The following is a 17,006-nucleotide window of genomic DNA, read 5'->3' as shown; positions in this document are numbered from 1 at the left end:
GCGGGTGCACGCGCCCGCGCGGGCCTACAATCCGCCCATGCGCGCCGCCACCACCCTCATCCTCCTGGCGCTGGCCTCCGGGCCGGCCCTTGCCCAGACTCCCGCCCCTTCGCCCGCTCCGCAGGCCGCCCCCGGGGCCGAGGCGCAGCCCGGGGCCGCGGCGGATGCCGAGCCGGGCCGGCGCAACCAGCGCGTGGAACGCATCCGCATCGAGGACGAAGGCAGCCGCGTGGACGAACTGCGCGTGGGCGGGCAGACGCAGAGCATCACGGTGCAGCCCAAGGCCGGCACCACCATGCCCGAATACGAGGTGCAGCCGCCCGATGGCGTGCGCGCGCGGCCCGGCAGCCGCAACGGCGCGGAAACCATCACCAGCCCGCGGGTCTGGAACGTCATGAAGTTCTGAACCCGGCCCGGGCGCATCCGCCCCGGCTCCGCCTGCCGCCCGCTGCGGGCACGGCATCCTCCCCGCAGTGGCCTGCCGCGCGCCACCCGGCCCCGGCTCTGCCCACCCGCCTTTTTTCCGTCTTCCCGCTCTTTTCCCCCGCCAAGCAATGGCCGTTTTCACCGAAGTCTCCAAGAAAGAGGCGCGCGACCTGCTGCGCCGTTTGCAGCTGGGCACCCTGGAGTCGCTGCGCGGCATCGAAGGCGGCATCGAGAACACGAACTACTTCCTCACCAGCGACCAGGGCGAGTACGTGCTCACGCTGTTCGAGCGCCTGACCGCCGAGCAGCTGCCGTTCTACCTGCACCTGATGAAGCACCTCGCGCAGGCGGGGATTCCCGTGCCGGACCCGCGCGGCGACCGCCACGGGAACATCCTGCATTCCGTCGCGGGCAAGCCTGCCGCCGTGGTGAACAAGCTGCCCGGCAGGAGCCAGCTCGCGCCCGAGCCGGTGCACTGCGCGGCGGTGGGCGGCATGCTGGCCCGCATGCACCTGGCCGGGCGGGACTACGAGCGCCGGCAGCCCAACCTGCGCGGCCTGGCCTGGTGGAACGAGACGGTGCCCGTGGTGCTGCCCCACATCGACGAGGCCCAGCGCACCCTGCTGCGCTCCGAGCTGGCCTACCAGAACCACGTCGCCGCATCCCCGGGCTACGCGGCGCTGCCGCGCGGCCCGGTCCATGCCGACCTGTTCCGCGACAACGCCATGTTCGACGGCGAGGCCCTGACCGGCTTCTTCGACTTCTATTTCGCGGGCGTGGACACCTGGCTGTTCGACCTGGCGGTGTGCCTGAACGACTGGTGCATCGACTGGCCCACCGGCCTCCATGCGTCCGGGCGCGCCACGGCCATGCTGGACGCCTACCAGGCGGTGCGGCCGCTCTCGGCCGACGAGCGGGCCCTGCTGCCCGCGATGCTGCGCGCGGGTGCGCTGCGCTTCTGGATCTCCCGCCTGTGGGATTTCCACCTGCCGCGCGAGGCCAGCCTGCTCACGCCGCACGATCCCACGCACTTCGAGCGGGTGCTGCGCGGCCGCATCGCGCAGCCCCTGCATGCACGCGCGGGCGGCGGATTCGAGAAGTGAGCGCCCCGGCCGCCGGCCACCGTGGCGGCGCGGCCACATGAAACCCGCCGGCGCGTCCGGAAACCCGTGCCGCCCCGGCCCATTCGTCCCTTCGGCGCGACAATCCTCCTGAACCACGCGCCGCAGCATGCCCTGGAGCCATGCCCGCCGGCGCGACCGCGCCTCCCGCGAAGCGCCCAGCCACTGCCCACGGGCGTAACACGCACACTGCACCGCCATGAAACTGCACATCGTCCCTGCCCGCGCCGGCCTGGAATGGGTCCGCCTCGGCATCCGCATCTTCTGGCGCCAGCCGATGGCGCTGGCGGCCCTGTTCTTCCTGACCATGGCGGCGATGTCCATCGCCACGCTGCTGCCGCTCGTCGGGCCCGCCGTGGCCCTGGCACTGCTGCCTTCCGCCACGCTGGCCATGATGGTGGCCGCCGGCGACGCCACGCAGGGGCGCTTCCCCACCCCGGCCCTGCTGCTGGTGGCCTTCCGCACCGGCCGGCAGCGCCTGCGCTCCATGCTCCTGCTCGGCGCGCTCTACGCCGTGGGCTTCCTTGCCGTCATGGCCATCTCCGCGCTGCTGGACGGCGGACAGTTCGCCCGCGTGTACCTGGGCGGCGAGGAACTCACGCGCGAAATGGCCGAGCTGCCGCAGTTCCAGGCGGCGATGTGGCTCGCGCTGGCGCTCTACGTGCCGCTGTCGCTGCTCTTCTGGCACGCACCCGGCCTGGTGCACTGGCACGGCGTGCCGCCGGTGAAGGCGCTGTTCTTCAGCATCGTCGCCTGCCTGCGCAACATCGGCGCGTTCACCGTGTACGGCCTGGCATGGACGGGAGTCTTCCTGGGCGCGGGCATCGCCGCCAGCGTGTTCGTGACGCTGCTGGCCCTCATGGGCCTGGGCAGCGCGCTCGCGGCGGGCATCATGGTCGGCACGGCCATGCTGCTGGCGGCGATGTTCTTCACCTCCGTGGTGTTCTCGTTCCGCGACTGCTTCGAGCCGCCGGAGCGCCCGGCCGCGCTGCCCGAGAGCCCTGCCGCCGCCTGAGCCCCTGCGGTCACGCTTTCGTCACGAAAGCGTCAAATTCCCGTCATCCCGGATTCCTAGCATCCCGGTCCGGAGACAGGCCCGGGTGCGCCCGGCCTGCCCATCGAAAGGCCCGCTGCGCGTTCATGCGCCGGCGGCGCCCATACAGCAGACCGACCCATCCGGAATCCAAGATGTCCCACACCCCGATGCCCTCCCGCCGCAAGGCCCTGCAATTCCTGGCCGGCATGCCCCTGCTGCCCCTGGGCGCCAGCGCATCCACAGCTTCCATGCTGGCTGCCTGCGGTGGCGGCGGCGGCGATGGAGCCCTCTCCTCCTACGCTTCGACCAGCTTCAGTTCCATGGCCGCGCCCACCCTGGCGCAACCGGCCGCCATGGCCACCACCACCGTGGGCTCCACGATGAGCGTGAAGTTCACCAGCGGCAGCACAGCCAGCTACCAACTGGCCTACCAGCCCTTCTTCATGACGGGCGACCAGGTGCCCAGCACGGCCGGCGGCACCATCCTGGCCGGCGGCTACTTCGACATCAACAACAAGCCGATCATCGACGCGTCGGTGCCCGGCAAGGAGCGCCCCTTCTTCTCCGACTGCCCCGATGGCACCTCGCTGTTGAAGCTGGACAACGCCAGCGTGTCGGGTGTCAAGGGCAACCCGGTGTTCGCCGTGGTGCAGTTCGAGTACACCACCCGCAACCAGGCCCAGGCATCGATGTACGGCCTGCTGCCCTCGCCCATCGCCGTGCTGACGCTGGACCAGGACCCGGCCACCGGCAAGCTGACCCTGGTCAAGTACCACAACGTGGACACGTCCGGCGTGAAGGGCCTGTGGATCACCTGCGGCGCCAGCCTCTCTCCCTGGAACACCCACCTGTCGAGCGAAGAGTACGAGCCCGACGCCACGCTGGCCACCAACGCCCAGCTGCAGGGCTTCAGCAAGGCGCTGTTCGGCGACGCCGCCAAGGCCAATCCCTACGACTACGGTCACATGCCCGAAGTGACCGTCAACCCCGACGGCACCGGCAGCATCAAGAAGCACTATTGCATGGGCCGCATCTCGCACGAGCTGGTGCAGGTCATGCCCGACAACCGCACCGCCCTGATGGGCGACGACGCCACCAACGGCGGCCTGTTCATGTTCGTGGCGGACAAGGAAAAGGACCTCTCCGCCGGCACGCTGTACGTGGGCAAGTGGAAGCAGACCTCCGGCAAGGGCCCCGGCGCCGGCGACATCAGCTGGATCAACCTCGGCCATGCGACCAGCGCCGAGATCAAGGCCCTGGTCGATGGCGGCATCAAGGCCTCCGACATCATGGACGTGAAGACCAGCGACCCGTCCGACAGCAGCTACACGCAGATCTTCTTCAGCGGCAAGAAGAACTGGATCAAGATCAAGCCCGGCATGGAAAAGGCCGCCGCCTTCCTGGAAACCCACCGCTACGCCGCCTTCAAGGGCGCCTCGATGGGTTTCACCAAGATGGAAGGCACGACGGTCAACATCAAGGACAAGAAGGCCTATTCCGCCATGTCCTACGTGCAGACCAGCATGCTCAAGGGCAATGCCGCCAACCAGGGCGACATCCAGGTCGAGGGCCCCAAGGCGGGCGCCGTGTACGAGCACACCCTCACGGGCGGCCAGAAGGATACGTCGGGCAACGCCATCAACAGCGAATGGGTGTCCGTGCACATGGAAGCACCGGCCGCGCTGATCGGCGAGGACCTGGCCAAGGCCGACGCGCTGGGCAACCTAGCCAACGCCGACAAGATCGCCAACCCCGACAACATCAAGTTCGCGGAAAAGCTGCGCACCCTGTTCATCGGCGAGGACAGCGGCATGCACGTGAACAACTTCCTGTGGGCCTACAACGTGGACACGAAGCAGCTCAGCCGCGTGCTGTCGGTGCCCGCCGGCGCGGAGTCGACCGGCCTGCAGGCCGTGGACGAGATCAACGGCTGGACCTACGTCATGAGCAACTTCCAGCATCCCGGCGACTGGGAAACCCCGCTGCACGACAACGTCAAGGCCACGCTGGATCCGCTGGTGCGCGCCAACTACAAGGACCGCTTCGGTGCCTCGGTCGGCTACCTGACCGCCACCAGCACCCAGATGAGCCTGAAAGGCTGACGGGCGGCGCGGCCCGCGCCCGTGATACCGGGCCGTGCAACCCTGCGAAAGCGAGGCATCCGCCTCGCTTTTTTCATTGCGGCGGCGACTTGCCTCCGGGGCGCGGGAGGTCGGTTCATCCCGTTGAAGCGCGCGGTCATTACCAATGATAATCAATATCATTCCTATAATGCGCCGCGCCGCCCGTCCACGACGGCCGGCACCGGAGCCGGCGCCGCTGCGCGCAGGCCCGGACGCAGGCCGGCCCGGCCGCGGCTTTTCACGCCGCCATCCCGGGACGGACCGGGGAGCCACGCTCCCGCCTTCAACGATCTTCCCGAGGAGAAGCCATGACCACCATCCCGTTCCACACCACCGCCCTCGCCAGCCTGCTGGCGATCGCCGCGCTCGGCGCCACGGCGCCCGCCAGCGCCCAGGCCCCGGGTGGCGCCGGTACGGATGTGGCGCAGGCTGGCGGGAAGCAGGCCGCTTCCGCCACCTCCTCCGCGGTGGCCGCGCATTACGCGGTGCTGGTGCACGCCAACTACGCCGACACGCTCGCCGCCGCGAAGACGATGCAGGCAGCCGTCAAGGCCTTCACCGCCAGGCCGTCCGCGGAAACCCTGGCCGAGGCGCGCAAGACCTGGCTGGCCGCGCGCGAGTTCTACGGGCAGACGGAGGCGTTCCGCTTCTACGGCGGCCCCATCGACGACGACAAGGGCCCCGAAGGCCAGCTCAACGCATGGCCCATGGACGAGTCCTATGTGGACAGCGTGGAAGGCAAGCCCGACTCCGGCCTGGTGAACGACCGGAAATTCGCCATCACCAAGAAGAACCTCGCTGCGCAGAACGAGCGCGGCGGCGAGGAGAACGTCGCGACCGGCTGGCACGCCATCGAGTTCTTCCTGTGGGGGCAGGACCTCTCCGAGACGGGCCCGGGGGACCGCAATTTCGAGGACTTCGTGGACGGCAAGGGGCGCAATGCCGACCGCCGCCGCCAGTACCTGAACGTGGTCACGGACCTGCTCATCGACGACCTGGCCTCGCTCGTCAAGGCCTGGGACCCGAAAACGCCGAACAACTACCGCGCGAAATTCGTGAAGGGCGGCCAGGAATCGGTGCGCAAGATGCTGGTGGGCCTGGGCTCGCTATCCCGCGGCGAACTGGCCGGCGAGCGGCTGGAAGTGGCCCTCAACAGCCAGGACCAGGAGGACGAGCACTCCTGCTTCTCCGACAACACCCACCGCGACGCCGTCGCCAATGCCCTGGGCATCCGGAACGTCTGGCTCGGCGAGTACCGGCGCGCCGACGGCAGCCTGGTGAAAGGTACCTCGCTGCGCGACCTGGTCGCCGCGAAGGACGCCGCGCTGGCCGACCGGACCACGCAGCAGATCGACGCCTCCGTGAAGGCCGCCGAGGGCATCCAGGCGCCGTTCGACCGGGAGATCATCGGCGGCAAGGACGCCCCGGGCCGCCTGCGCATCCAGAAGACCATCGACAGCCTCACGCAACAGAGCAAGGATCTCGTGGAGGCCGCCAACGCCATCGGCATCACCAAGCTGACCCTCGTGCAACCGTGAAGGCGATGCGCGACATGACCCTTTCGCAGACTGCGCCAGGGCGGCGGCGCACGCTCTGGCCGCCCGCCACCCTGGCAGGCACCGGCCTGGCCGCCGCGGGCGCCCTGCTCCTGGCCGGCGGCGCCGCGGCCGTCGATCCGCCCGACCCGCTCGGGGAGAAGACCGGCGGCGACACCACGGTCTATGCCACCGGCCGCAATGCCTTCTCGTTCCCCGCCGCCAACCTGGAAGATTCGGAGCGCACGCGCTTCGTGATCGGCAACTCGTTCTTCAAGCGCAACTGGGTGGAAGCTGGCGCCTCGACCAAGGCGCGCGACGGCCTGGGCCCGCATTTCATCGCGCGCTCGTGCGGCGGCTGCCACGTGCAGGACGGCCGCGGCGAGCCGCCGGAGATCTTCAACCGCCTCGGCGAAACGCGCGACCCGATCGTCTCGCTGCTCATCCGCCTGTCGATTCCGGGAACCGATCCGCACGGCGGCCCCAACCCCGAGCCGGTGTACGGCGACCAGCTCAATACGGCGGCCGTGCAGGGCGTGAAACCCGAGGGCACGGTCACGCTGCGCTACGAGACCGTGAAGGGCAGCTTCGCCGACGGCACGCCCTACACCCTGCTGAAACCCCACTACGGCGTGCGCGACCTGGGCTACGGCCCGCTGCATGCCGGCACCATGCTCAGCCCGCGCATCGCACCGCAGGTCATCGGCGTGGGGCTGCTGGAGGCGATCGACGAGGCCGACATCCTCGCCAACGCCGCCGACCAGGCGGCTGCGCCCGGTCCGGTCAAGGGACGGCCCAACCACGTCTGGGACGCGCCGTCGGGCCGCAAGATGCTGGGCCGCTTCGGCTGGAAGGCCAACGTGGCCACCCTCGCGCACCAGACGGGCGGAGCCTTCGTCGGCGACATGGGCATCACCTCCCGGCACTTTCCCAGCGAGCACTGCACCACCACGCAGGTGGACTGCGGCGCAGCCCCCAGCGGCCGCAGCGCGGGCGCGCGCGGCCAGGAAGGCGTGGAGATCGACGACAAGACCTTCGACGACGTGGTCTTCTACCAGGCCACGCTGGCCCCGCCCGCGCGCCGCGACGTGAACGACGCCACCGTGCTGCGCGGCCAGGCGCTGTTCGCCCAGGCCCAGTGCGCCGCCTGCCACCGCCCGAGCTACGTCACGAAGGAAGGCCCGTTCCCCCGGCTGACCAGCAAGGCCCTGTCGGGCCAGCGCATCTGGCCCTACACCGACCTGCTGCTGCACGACATGGGCGAGGGCCTGGCCGACGGCCGGCCCGACTTCCTGGCCAGCGGCCGGCAGTGGCGGACGCCGCCGCTGTGGGGCATCGGGCTCATCAAGGACGTGAACGGCCACACCCGGCTGCTGCACGACGGCCGCGCGCGCGGCGTGCTGGAGGCCATCCTCTGGCACGGCGGCGAGGCGGAAAAAGCGAAACAGAACGTGCTGAAGATGGACAAGGCCGGGCGCGACGCGCTGGTCCGATTCGTGGAGTCCCTATGACCGCATCCGTTGATCTCCTTTCCGCCCTGTGCCGCCGCGGCGCGCCGGCCCTGGTGGCCGCAGGTGCCGCGCTGCTGGCGGCGGGCGCGCAGGCCCAGGCACCGGCAGACTGGCGCCGCGACGCCGTGCCGTTCTACGACACCACACACGCGCTGCAGGGGCTCTACACCCACTGGGGCCAGCCGCGCGCCACGGAGTTCGCCCAGGCAGCGGGTGCCCTGCCTCCAGCGCTGCGCGCGCTTTGCGCGGCCGCGCCCGACGGCTCGTCCGCGGCGCTGGCCGGCGCGCGCCAGGCGTGGCAGCGCGCCATGCTGGCCTGGGAAGGCCTCTCCGCGGTGGCCATCGGCCCGGTGGTGTCGCGCCGCGCACAGCGCCAGATCGACTTCATGCCCACGCGCCCGCAGCTCATCGAGCGCGCGATCCAGGCGCAGCCGCAGGGCGCCACGGCCTTCGAGCGCGTGGGCACGCCGGCCAGGGGCCTGCCCGCGCTCGAATGGCTGCTGTGGACCCGGCCGGCGCAGCCCGCCTCGCCCGCCTGCAGCTATGCGGTGGAAGTCGCTCTCGACGTGGAGCGCGAAGCCGTGGCCCAGCAGGCCGCGTTCCGCGAGGCCGCTCAAACCGACTGGGGTGCCGAGGACCAGCAGGAGCGCTCCGCCCAGGCCATGGGCGAATTCATCAACCAGTGGGTGGGCGGCATCGAGCGCCTGCGCTGGGCGCACATGGAAAAGCCCCTGCGCGCCGCACAGGGCACGCGTGCGCCCGATTACCCGCGCGCCGCCAGCGGCCAGGCCGGGGCGGCCTGGAAAGCCGAGTGGGCCGCACTGCGCGCCCTGACGGTGCAGGCGGACGGCACGCCGCCGGTGCAGCCGGGCCAGGGCGTGGTGCCGCTGGAAACCTACCTGCGCGGGCGGGGGCTGAACCCGCTTGCCGACCGCCTGCGCGAAGCGGCTTTGCGCATCGACGCGGCGATGGCGGCCGCTGCCGGTCCGGATGCCGCTGCGGCCGACGGCCCGCGGGTGCTGCAGGCGGCGAAAGAACTCAGTGCCCTCAAACGGCTCGCCGAGGCCGAGGTGGCGCCGGCCCTGCAGGTCAGCATCGGTTTTTCGGATGCGGACGGGGACTGACGCAGTGGGCGCATCGAGCACGAGCAGTGACGCCTTCCGGGGCGAGCCTTCGCGGCGTTCGGCCCTGCGCACGCTGGCCGGCATCGGCCTCGCCGTGCCCTTGTCCGGTCCCTGGAACGGTGCGAGCGCGTCGGGCAGGCCACTGCGCCTCGCGGCCGCCTGGCAGCAGGAGGATGGCAGCTACCGCATCGGCCTGCTGGAGGCACGACCCGGATCCGGCACGGCACTGCGCGCGCTGCACGCGCTGGAGATCCCCACGCGCGCGCACGGTCTGTGCCCGCTGCCCGACGGCAGCATCGTGGCCGCATCGCGCCGCCCGGGCGACTGGCTGCTGCGCTGGTGGCCAGGTACGGCGCGCGAACCCGTCTGGCAATGGTCCGACGGCCAGCGATCGTTCAATGGCCACGTGATCGCGTCACCGGACGCGCGCGTGCTGCTGTCCACGGAAACCGAGGCGGACACGGGGAGCAGCCTCGTCGTGCTGCGCGATGCCGCCACCCTGGAAGTGCGCGCGGAATGGCCCACCCAGGGCATCGATGCGCACGAACTGATCTGGGACCGGCGGGCGCTGGTGGACGGCACGCCCACCCTGGTCGTGGCCAATGGCGGCGTGCCGACGGCCCCCGAGACCGGCCGCGTGAAGCGGGCGCTGGAGACCATGGATTCGTCCATCGTGCGACTGCACGGGGGCACGGGCGAAACCCTGGGGCAATGGCGCCTGCAGGACCGCCGCCTGAGCCTGCGCCACCTCGCCTGGAATCCGCGAGCGGACGTACTGGGCATCGCGCTGCAGGCCGAGCACGACGGGCAGGACGCGCGCGCGGCGGCGCCGGTGCTCGCGCTCTTCGATGGCAAGGTGCTGCGGGCCGCAGAGCCGGCGCCGCAGGCGCTGCCCGGTGGCCTGCGAGGGTACGGAGGCAGCATCGCCGGACTGGCGGAAGGCTGGACCGTCAGCTGCCCCCGCGCCCAGGGCATCGCCGTCTTCGACGCCCGCGGTCGGTGGCAACGGCTCATCCCGCTGCCCGAGGCCTGCGCGCTGGCGGTGCAGGATTCAGCGCTTTGGGCGGCCGGAGTGGAACAGACACTGGAGAATGCGCAGGGCACTGCGCCGCTGCACCACCCCCACGGCCCGTCGCTCGCGGATGCACGGGTGGACAACCACTGGTACCCCGCCTGATCCATAAATCACGGCCGAGCTACATCCAGAGACACTCATACGGAAAGTTATACAAGGCATTACAACGGCGACCTTTTGCTTAAGGTTTTACTTACACTCCGGCGATTCTGCGAGGTCGCCAATGCCTTTTTCTCCACCCCATCGCATCCGTTTCGCCGCGCTCTGCTGGGCGGGCGCCATGCACTGCCATGCCGTGCTGGCGGCGGACATCCTGCTGGCCCCTCCGCCCAACGGCGGCTTCTCGGTGACCAGCAGCGACAAGACGCAGATCCGGCTGCGCGTGGACGAGGCCTCGGGCACTGTCACGATGCCCGGGCTGGCCTCGGTGCCGCAGCAGGGCACGCCCGTGTGCCATGGTCCGGGCGGCGTGCTCGGCGATTGCAGCGCCGGGGTCGTCGGGGCCACCGGGGCGACCGGAGCCACGGGTGCGACCGGCCCGGCAGGGGCGACCGGCCCCACGGGCAGCGCGGGCCCCACGGGAGCGACAGGCGCTGCGGGGCCCACGGGGGCATCCGGTGCCACTGGAACCATCGGCCCCACGGGTGCGGCCGGCCCTGCCGGGCCCGCAGGCCCGACCGGGCCCACCGGTGCGACGGGAGCGACAGGCACCCAGGGCAACGCCGGTCCGGCCGGGCCCACGGGCGCGACGGGCTCCGTGAGCGCGGCCGTGGCGATCCGGACTTTCACGCTGCCCAACGTGGGCAGCGACAACTGTACAGTCGTGTCCTGCTGCAATCCCGGCGAGAAGGTGCTGGGTGGCGGGCATGCCGCGGACACCGGCAGGGCCTCGCCCGAAGATGCGGCCGTCTATCTCGGCGAGAGCCGCCCGGTCAATAACTGCGGAGGCACCCCAGGTACCCTCGGCTGGTCGGTGAAGATACTGAACTCGTACCGCGCGAACCTGCAGAGTTGCTCCGCCTACGCCATCTGCTCGCAGTAGCGCCCAGCCCTCCGGTTGCCACGATGACCGAGACCACGCACACACCCCGGGCCGGGCACGACGCCGCCACGCCAGAGTTTCCGCATGCACGGCGCATTGCCTGCGGCATCGACATGGCTGCCGCGCTGGCGGAGATCGATGCATTGCCTGACGCCCAGTGGGGCCCGCATTTCAACCTCGCCAAACACAACGGCGGCTGGCACGTGGCCGCACTGCGCGGCACGCCCCGCTCGCCCCTGGCCGCCGCGCCGGGGGAGTTCTCCGCCGACCTCTACCAGGACGGCGCCGCGATGGCGCAGTGCCCCTCCGTGCGTGCGCTGGTGGCCGCCATCGCGGGCGACGCGCCTCTGAAATCGGTGCGGGTGCTGCGGCTGGCGCCCGGGGGCACCATCCTCGAACACACCGATCCGGGTGTCGGCCTGCGGGACGGTGAAGCCCGCCTGCACCTGCCGCTGCGCACGCACGACGAGGTGTTCTTCTACGTAGGCGGCGAGCGCGTTCCCATGCGCGCGGGGGAATGGTGGTACGCCGATTTTTCCCTGCCCCACCGCGTGGCCAACCGGGGAACCCGCGAGCGCCTGCACCTCGTGGTGGATTGCGCGGCCACGCCCGCGCTGCACAAGGCCATCGCCGCGGGAGATGCGGGCGCACCGCTGTCCGAAGCGCACGATCCGCAATGGCAGTTCGCACGGTTCCGCCAGGAGGTCTTCGGCGATCCAGCGCTGCAGGAGCGCCTGATCGGCATCCGCTCGCGCGAGGATTTCGCGCAGGCCTGCGTGCAGCAGGGCCGTGCCCTGGGCCGGGACTTCTCAGCAGCGGAGGTCCTGTCCGCCATGGCCTGCGGACGCGATGCGTGGATGCGGCAATGGATCGTCTGAATTTCGAGGGCTGGTCGCCCATCCGCATCTACCGGGAACCGGGCGGCGAACTGCTCGTGGACTGGATGCGCGCGCCGCCGGAGGTCACGCGCATGCCCTTCTTCGCCGATGGCGTGCAGAACGCGATGCAGTGGCCGTTCCACCAGGCATTCCGGCGGCAGACCCCCCTGGCCGACCTGATCGGCTGGGCGCTGGCCTCGCCGGGCCTGCAGCCGTCGGGCATCGTCTTCCACGTCTCGCGCTGCGGCTCGACCCTCGTCACCCAGGCCTTCGCAGCGCTCGATGACCACGTGACCCTGTCGGAGCCGCCGCCGCTGGATGACCTGCTGCGTGCGGAACACCGGCTGCCGGGCCTGGACCCGGCCCAGACGCTCGCCGCTGCGCGGGCCTTCGCGAGTGCATGGGCCCAGCCTTCGCTGCCCGGACATGAAACCCGGCGACACCACCTCGTCATCAAGTGCGATTGCTGGGCCACGGCCCTGGCCGGCCGCATCGCCGAAGCCTGGCCCGATACGCCATGGCTTTTCCTCTACCGCGATCCGCTGGAAGTGCTGGTGTCGCAGATGCAGCAACGCGCGGCCTACCTGATCCCCGGCGGACCGCTCGGCGTCAATCCCGCGGAGATCCCCTTCGACGCAGCGCTGCGCATGGGCCCCGAGGCGTATTGCGCGCGCAGCCTGGGCAGCATTTATGCGGCGATGGTCCGGGAATTCCGGCCGGGACGCACGCTGCTGCTCGACTACCGGCAACTGCCCGCGGCGATCCCCGGCGCCGTCGCGCCGCATTTCGGCATGCAGCCTGGCGCGCAAGCCATCGAACGCATGCAGGCCACCTTCGGCGTGCACGCGAAGAATCCCTCACACCCCTTCACGCCCGACGCCGGGCGCAAGCACAGCGAAGCACCGCAGCGGCTGCGCGAGCTGGCCCGGGAATGGATCGCTCCGCACTACGATGCCCTGGAGCGGCTGCGTGCCGAAGGAACGACACTCCCATGACCCTTCCGACCTCCACCCTCGCGCGGCTCGGCCGCCGCGGCTTCCTCGGGGCATCGGCCTCCACTGCCGCAGCCGCCGCCACGGCCGGCGCCCCGGCGGCTGTCCTGGCGACCGCCTCCGCGGGAACCGGCGGGCCATGCGCCTCCGCGGCGCACCGCACGGTGGGCGTACTGCTGCCGGAATCGTCCCGCTACCCCACGCTGCCCTCGGAGTTCCTCGCGGGCCTGGAAGCCGGGGCCGCCGCGTCCGGCCTGCCCTCTCCGCGCTGGCTGCCGCTGCCCTACGGCCGCAGCGTGCGTTCGGCGCTGCGGCAGGCACGCGCCGCCGTGGAAACCGGCACCGTGGACGCCCTGGCAGGATGGCTGCCCATGGAAACCGCCATGGAGCTCGCGCCCCTGCTGCTGCAGCACGGCGTGCCCTTCCTCGCGAGCGATACGGGAGCCGACCGGCTTCCCAGCCACCTTGCCGCACACGCTCCCTGGCTCGTTCCGCACACGCTTGCGCTGTGGCAGTCCTGCGCCCGCCTGGGGCAGCAGGCGCCCCGGCGCTGGGGCACCCGTGCGGTGCTCTGCATGGGCCTGCTCGAAAGCGGATACGACTTTCCGCACGAGTTCCGTGCCGCGTTCGAGGCCGCCGGGGGCACGGTGGCCGCCACGCACGTCTCGGGCCTGCCGGACGGACGGCCAGAGTTCGACGGGCTGCGGGCCGCACTGAAGGGCACGCCCGCTGATTTCGTGGTGGCACTGTACTCCGGCCGACAGGCGGAGCGATTTGGCGCAGCATGGCAGCGCCTCGGCATGGACCGCCAGCGGCCCCTGGTGGGAAGCCCGGTCTCGCTCGAAAGCGCTCTGTCCGCATCGTCCCCGGCAGCGGCCCTGCAATTGGGCACCGATGCAGGGAATCGCCTGGCCCGGTGGCAGGCTGCGGTTCCTGACGGAGCGCTGGCGGCCGTGGCCCGGCTGCATGCAGCCCTCCAGGAACCGGCATTCCTGCCCGCAGCCGCGCGCCAGCGCGTGCGCAGCGGCTGGACCAACCCCTATCTCGTGACTTGATCAAGGACAAAAGACATGGCCATGGATCCGTACATCGGCGAAATCAGCATGTTCGCCGGCAACTTCCCCCCCAAAGGCTGGGCGTTCTGCCAGGGGCAGCTCCTGTCCATCTCGCAGAACAGCGCGCTTTTTTCCCTGCTGGGTACGACCTATGGAGGCAACGGCGTGACGACGTTCGCGCTGCCCGACCTGCGGGGACGGGTCCCGCTGGGCCCGGGACAGAGCCCGGGAGTGTCGATGAACTATGTTCAGGGACAGGTAGGCGGGCAGGAGACAGTGACATTGCAGAACAGCCAGATGCCGGCGCATGTGCACACCGCCTCGGTCGCCGTGAGCAGCAATCCTGGGAACTCCGCGGCCCCCAACGGCCGCTATCTCGCCGCGTCCGACCAGCGCAATGACCAATACACCGACCAGGGCCCCGACGGTACCCTGGCTGGCGCCTCGACCAACGTCGCCGGAAGCAGCATGCCCCACGAGAACATGCAGCCCTACCTCTGCCTCAATTTCATCATCGCCCTGCAGGGCGTATTCCCGTCGCGCAACTGACCGGCCGGGCCGGCGCGGAAGGCATCACCCTCCGCGTCACTCCACCACCGTCAGCTTGGCCACCGACAGCGCCAGCCACTTGGTGCCATGCCGCGGGAAGTTCACCTGCGCACGCGCATCGTCGCCCGAGCCTTCGAGCGACAGCACCTTGCCCTCGCCGAACCTGGTGTGGAACACCGCCAGGCCCACGCGCAGCCCATGCGCGGGCGGCGCCTTCTGCGCCGGCACGGGCGGGCTCGCGAAGGTCTCTGATCTGCCCCCCGACCCGAAGCCGCCCCACGGCGCCCCACCACTCCCGCCCCGGCCGCCTGCCTGCGGCGCGAAGCTGCCGAAGCCCTGCTGCTTGGGCGTGATCCATTTCAGCGCCGCCTCGGGCAGTTCGTCGAAGAACCGGCTCTTGATGTTGTAGCGCGTCTGCCCGTGCAGCAGCCGCGTCTGCGAGTGGCTCAGGTAGAGCCGCTTGCGCGCGCGGGTGATCGCCACGTACATCAGGCGGCGCTCTTCCTCCAGGCCCTCGCGGTCGCTCATGGCGTTCTCGTGCGGGAAAAGTCCCTCCTCCATGCCGCCGATGAACACGGCATCGAACTCCAGCCCCTTGGACGCATGCACCGTCATGAGCTGCACGGCGTCCTGCCCCGCCTGGGCCTGGTTGTCGCCGGCTTCCAGCGCCGCGTGCGTGAGGAAGGCGGCCAGGGGCGAGAGCGTCTCGCCGGTATCGGCATTCACGCCGCCCGGCAGCGGCTCGTCCACCACGGGCAGGGAGGGATCGATGCCCTGGCTCGCCGGGCTCTGGCGCAGGCTGGCGCCGTGCTCGTCCACCGGCAGCGCGACGGCGTCGCGGCCGAAGCCCTCCTGCGTGACGAAGCTTTCGGCCGCATTGATCAACTCGTCCAGGTTCTCCAACCGGTCCGCGCCCTCCTTCTCGGCGCGGTAGTGCTCCACCAGGCCGCTCGATTCGAGCATCTGGCCGATGATGCCGCGCAGCGTCTGGCCCTGGGTCTGCTCGCGCATCACATCCACCATGGCGACGAACGCGCCCAGGTTGGCGCCCGCCTTGCCGGGCACGGCGCTCACGGCATCGTGCAGCGAACAGCCGGCCTGCCGCGCCGCGTCCTGCAGCACCTCGACCGTGCGCGCACCGATGCCGCGCGGCGGGAAGTTCACCACGCGCATGAAGCTCGTGTCGTCGTGCGGGTTCTCCAGCAGGCGCAGGTAGGCCAGCGCATGCTTGATTTCCGCGCGCTCGAAGAAGCGCAGGCCGCCGTACACGCGGTAGGGCACCGCGGCATTGAACAGCGCCGACTCGATCACCCGGCTCTGCGCGTTGCTGCGGTAGAGCACCGCGATCTCGCGCCGTTCGAAACCGTCGTTGCGCGCGAGCTGGCGGATCTCGTCCACCATCCATTGCGCCTCCGCCAGATCGGTGGGTGCTTCATACACGCGCACGGGCTCGCCGGGCCCCTGCGTGGTGCGCAGGTTCTTGCCCAGGCGGCGGCTGTTGTGGCTGATGAGGGCGTTGGCCGAATCCAGGATGTTGCTGTAGCTGCGGTAGTTCTGCTCCAGCTTGATCTGGTGGCGCACGTCGAATTCGCGCACGAAATCCTGCATGTTGCCCACGCGCGCGCCCCGGAAGGCGTAGATGCTCTGGTCGTCGTCGCCCACCGCCAGCACGCTGCCGTGCGTGACGAGGCGGCCGTCCACCACGTCGCCCGCGATCTGCTTGAGCCAGGCGTACTGCAGCTTGTTCGTGTCCTGGAACTCGTCCACCAGGATGTGCTGGAAGCGCCGCTGGTAGTGCGCGCGGATCGGGTCGTTGTCGCGCAGCAGTTCATAGCTGCGCAGCATCAGCTCGCCGAAATCCACCACGCCCTCGCGCTGGCACTGCTCTTCGTAGAGCTGGTAGAGCTCCACCTTCTTGCGCCCGTCCGCATCGCGCGCATCCACGTCGCCGGGCCGCAGTCCCTCTTCCTTGCAGCCGCTGATGAAGTAGGCCATCTGCTTCGGGGGAAAGCGCTCTTCGTCGATGTTGAACTGCTTGCACAGCCGCTTCACGGCCGAGAGCTGGTCCTGCGTGTCCAGGATCTGGAAGGTGGCGGGCAGCCCTGCCGACTTGTGGTGGGCGCGCAGCAACCGGTTGCACAGGCCGTGGAAGGTGCCGATCCACATGCCGCGCACGTTCACCGGCAGCATGGCCGAGAGGCGCGCCGTCATTTCCTTCGCAGCCTTGTTGGTGAAGGTGACGGCAAGGATACCGCCGGGCGAGGCGTAGCCGTTCTGCAGCAGCCAGGCGATGCGCGTGGTGAGCACGCGGGTCTTGCCGGAGCCCGCACCGGCCAGGATCAGGGCGTGGCCCGCAGGCAGCGTGACGGCGGCAAGCTGCTCGTCGTTCAGGTTCTGCAGCAGGGGCGACGCGGCGGCCGGCGCGGCCGCGGGGCCCGGCTCGGCAGCGCCGAAAGGCGCTGGCGCGCCGGAAAACAGGTCGTGTGGGAGCATCCCGCCATTGTAGGAACCCGGCCGCCTCCGCCCGGCCAGCGGGGTC

Annotated in this window: 14 protein-coding genes; 13 read left to right on the top strand and 1 reads right to left on the bottom strand. The window is 70.6% G+C overall.

Going from position 1 to position 17,006, the window contains the following annotated elements; translation table 11 throughout:
* Positions 1-37 precede the first annotated feature (37 nt).
* The 13 genes from T336_RS0123035 (at position 38) to T336_RS0122975 (ending at position 14,467) form a co-directional block, all read left to right on the top strand.
* Positions 38-406 carry a hypothetical protein gene (locus T336_RS0123035; RefSeq protein WP_019702462.1) on the top strand — a complete coding sequence of 123 codons (369 nt, stop codon included), beginning with the start codon at positions 38-40 and terminating at the stop codon, positions 404-406.
* Between the two features lie 148 nt (positions 407-554).
* Positions 555-1,529, top strand: coding sequence for a homoserine kinase (locus tag T336_RS0123030; protein ID WP_026434279.1), 975 nt, complete (start codon positions 555-557; stop codon positions 1,527-1,529).
* 217 nt (positions 1,530-1,746) lie between these two features.
* Complete coding sequence (locus T336_RS0123025; RefSeq protein WP_019702464.1) at positions 1,747-2,562, top strand: BPSS1780 family membrane protein; 816 nt, start codon at positions 1,747-1,749, stop codon at positions 2,560-2,562.
* 173 nt (positions 2,563-2,735) lie between these two features.
* Positions 2,736-4,685, top strand: a complete 1,950-nt coding sequence (locus T336_RS0123020; RefSeq protein ID WP_019702465.1) for a PhoX family protein — start codon at positions 2,736-2,738, stop codon at positions 4,683-4,685.
* Between the two features lie 329 nt (positions 4,686-5,014).
* Positions 5,015-6,244 (top strand): imelysin family protein, encoded by a 1,230-nt coding sequence (locus T336_RS0123015; protein WP_026434278.1) that lies wholly within the window; start codon positions 5,015-5,017, stop codon positions 6,242-6,244.
* Between the two features lie 14 nt (positions 6,245-6,258).
* Positions 6,259-7,752: a di-heme oxidoreductase family protein gene (locus T336_RS0123010; RefSeq protein WP_084151515.1), complete on the top strand. Its 1,494-nt coding sequence runs from the start codon at positions 6,259-6,261 to the stop codon at positions 7,750-7,752.
* The gene (locus T336_RS0123005) at positions 7,749-8,876 is read left to right on the top strand and encodes an imelysin family protein (protein ID WP_035227107.1); all 1,128 of its coding nucleotides are present in this window, start codon (positions 7,749-7,751) and stop codon (positions 8,874-8,876) included. The genes T336_RS0123010 and T336_RS0123005 overlap by 4 nt, the downstream gene beginning before the upstream one ends.
* Positions 8,860-10,053, top strand: a complete 1,194-nt coding sequence (locus T336_RS0123000) for a DUF1513 domain-containing protein (RefSeq protein WP_026434275.1) — start codon at positions 8,860-8,862, stop codon at positions 10,051-10,053. The genes T336_RS0123005 and T336_RS0123000 overlap by 17 nt, the downstream gene beginning before the upstream one ends.
* 121 nt (positions 10,054-10,174) lie before the next feature.
* On the top strand, positions 10,175-10,993 hold the full coding sequence (locus T336_RS0122995; RefSeq protein WP_026434274.1) for a hypothetical protein: 819 nt from the start codon (positions 10,175-10,177) through the stop codon (positions 10,991-10,993).
* Between the two features lie 23 nt (positions 10,994-11,016).
* On the top strand, positions 11,017-11,871 hold the full coding sequence (locus tag T336_RS0122990) for an aspartyl/asparaginyl beta-hydroxylase domain-containing protein (RefSeq protein ID WP_019702472.1): 855 nt from the start codon (positions 11,017-11,019) through the stop codon (positions 11,869-11,871).
* On the top strand, positions 11,859-12,866 hold the full coding sequence (locus T336_RS0122985; RefSeq protein ID WP_026434273.1) for a hypothetical protein: 1,008 nt from the start codon (positions 11,859-11,861) through the stop codon (positions 12,864-12,866). The genes T336_RS0122990 and T336_RS0122985 overlap by 13 nt, the downstream gene beginning before the upstream one ends.
* Positions 12,863-13,918: an ABC transporter substrate-binding protein gene (locus T336_RS0122980; RefSeq protein WP_026434272.1), complete on the top strand. Its 1,056-nt coding sequence runs from the start codon at positions 12,863-12,865 to the stop codon at positions 13,916-13,918. The genes T336_RS0122985 and T336_RS0122980 overlap by 4 nt, the downstream gene beginning before the upstream one ends.
* Positions 13,919-13,933: 15 nt before the next feature.
* Positions 13,934-14,467, top strand: coding sequence for a phage tail protein (locus T336_RS0122975; protein WP_019701408.1), 534 nt, complete (start codon positions 13,934-13,936; stop codon positions 14,465-14,467).
* A 36-nt stretch (positions 14,468-14,503) separates the two neighbouring features.
* On the opposite strand, the gene T336_RS0122970 is transcribed toward T336_RS0122975, so the two are convergent.
* Entirely contained in the window at positions 14,504-16,960 is a 2,457-nt protein-coding gene (locus T336_RS0122970; RefSeq protein WP_026434271.1) for a UvrD-helicase domain-containing protein, read from the bottom strand.
* Positions 16,961-17,006 lie beyond the last annotated feature (46 nt).

It is taken from the genome of Paracidovorax oryzae ATCC 19882 (assembly GCF_000687165.1).
GTDB classification, from domain to species: Bacteria; Pseudomonadota; Gammaproteobacteria; order Burkholderiales; family Burkholderiaceae_C; genus Paracidovorax; species Paracidovorax oryzae.
This window is presented reverse-complemented; position numbering and strand designations above follow the sequence as displayed.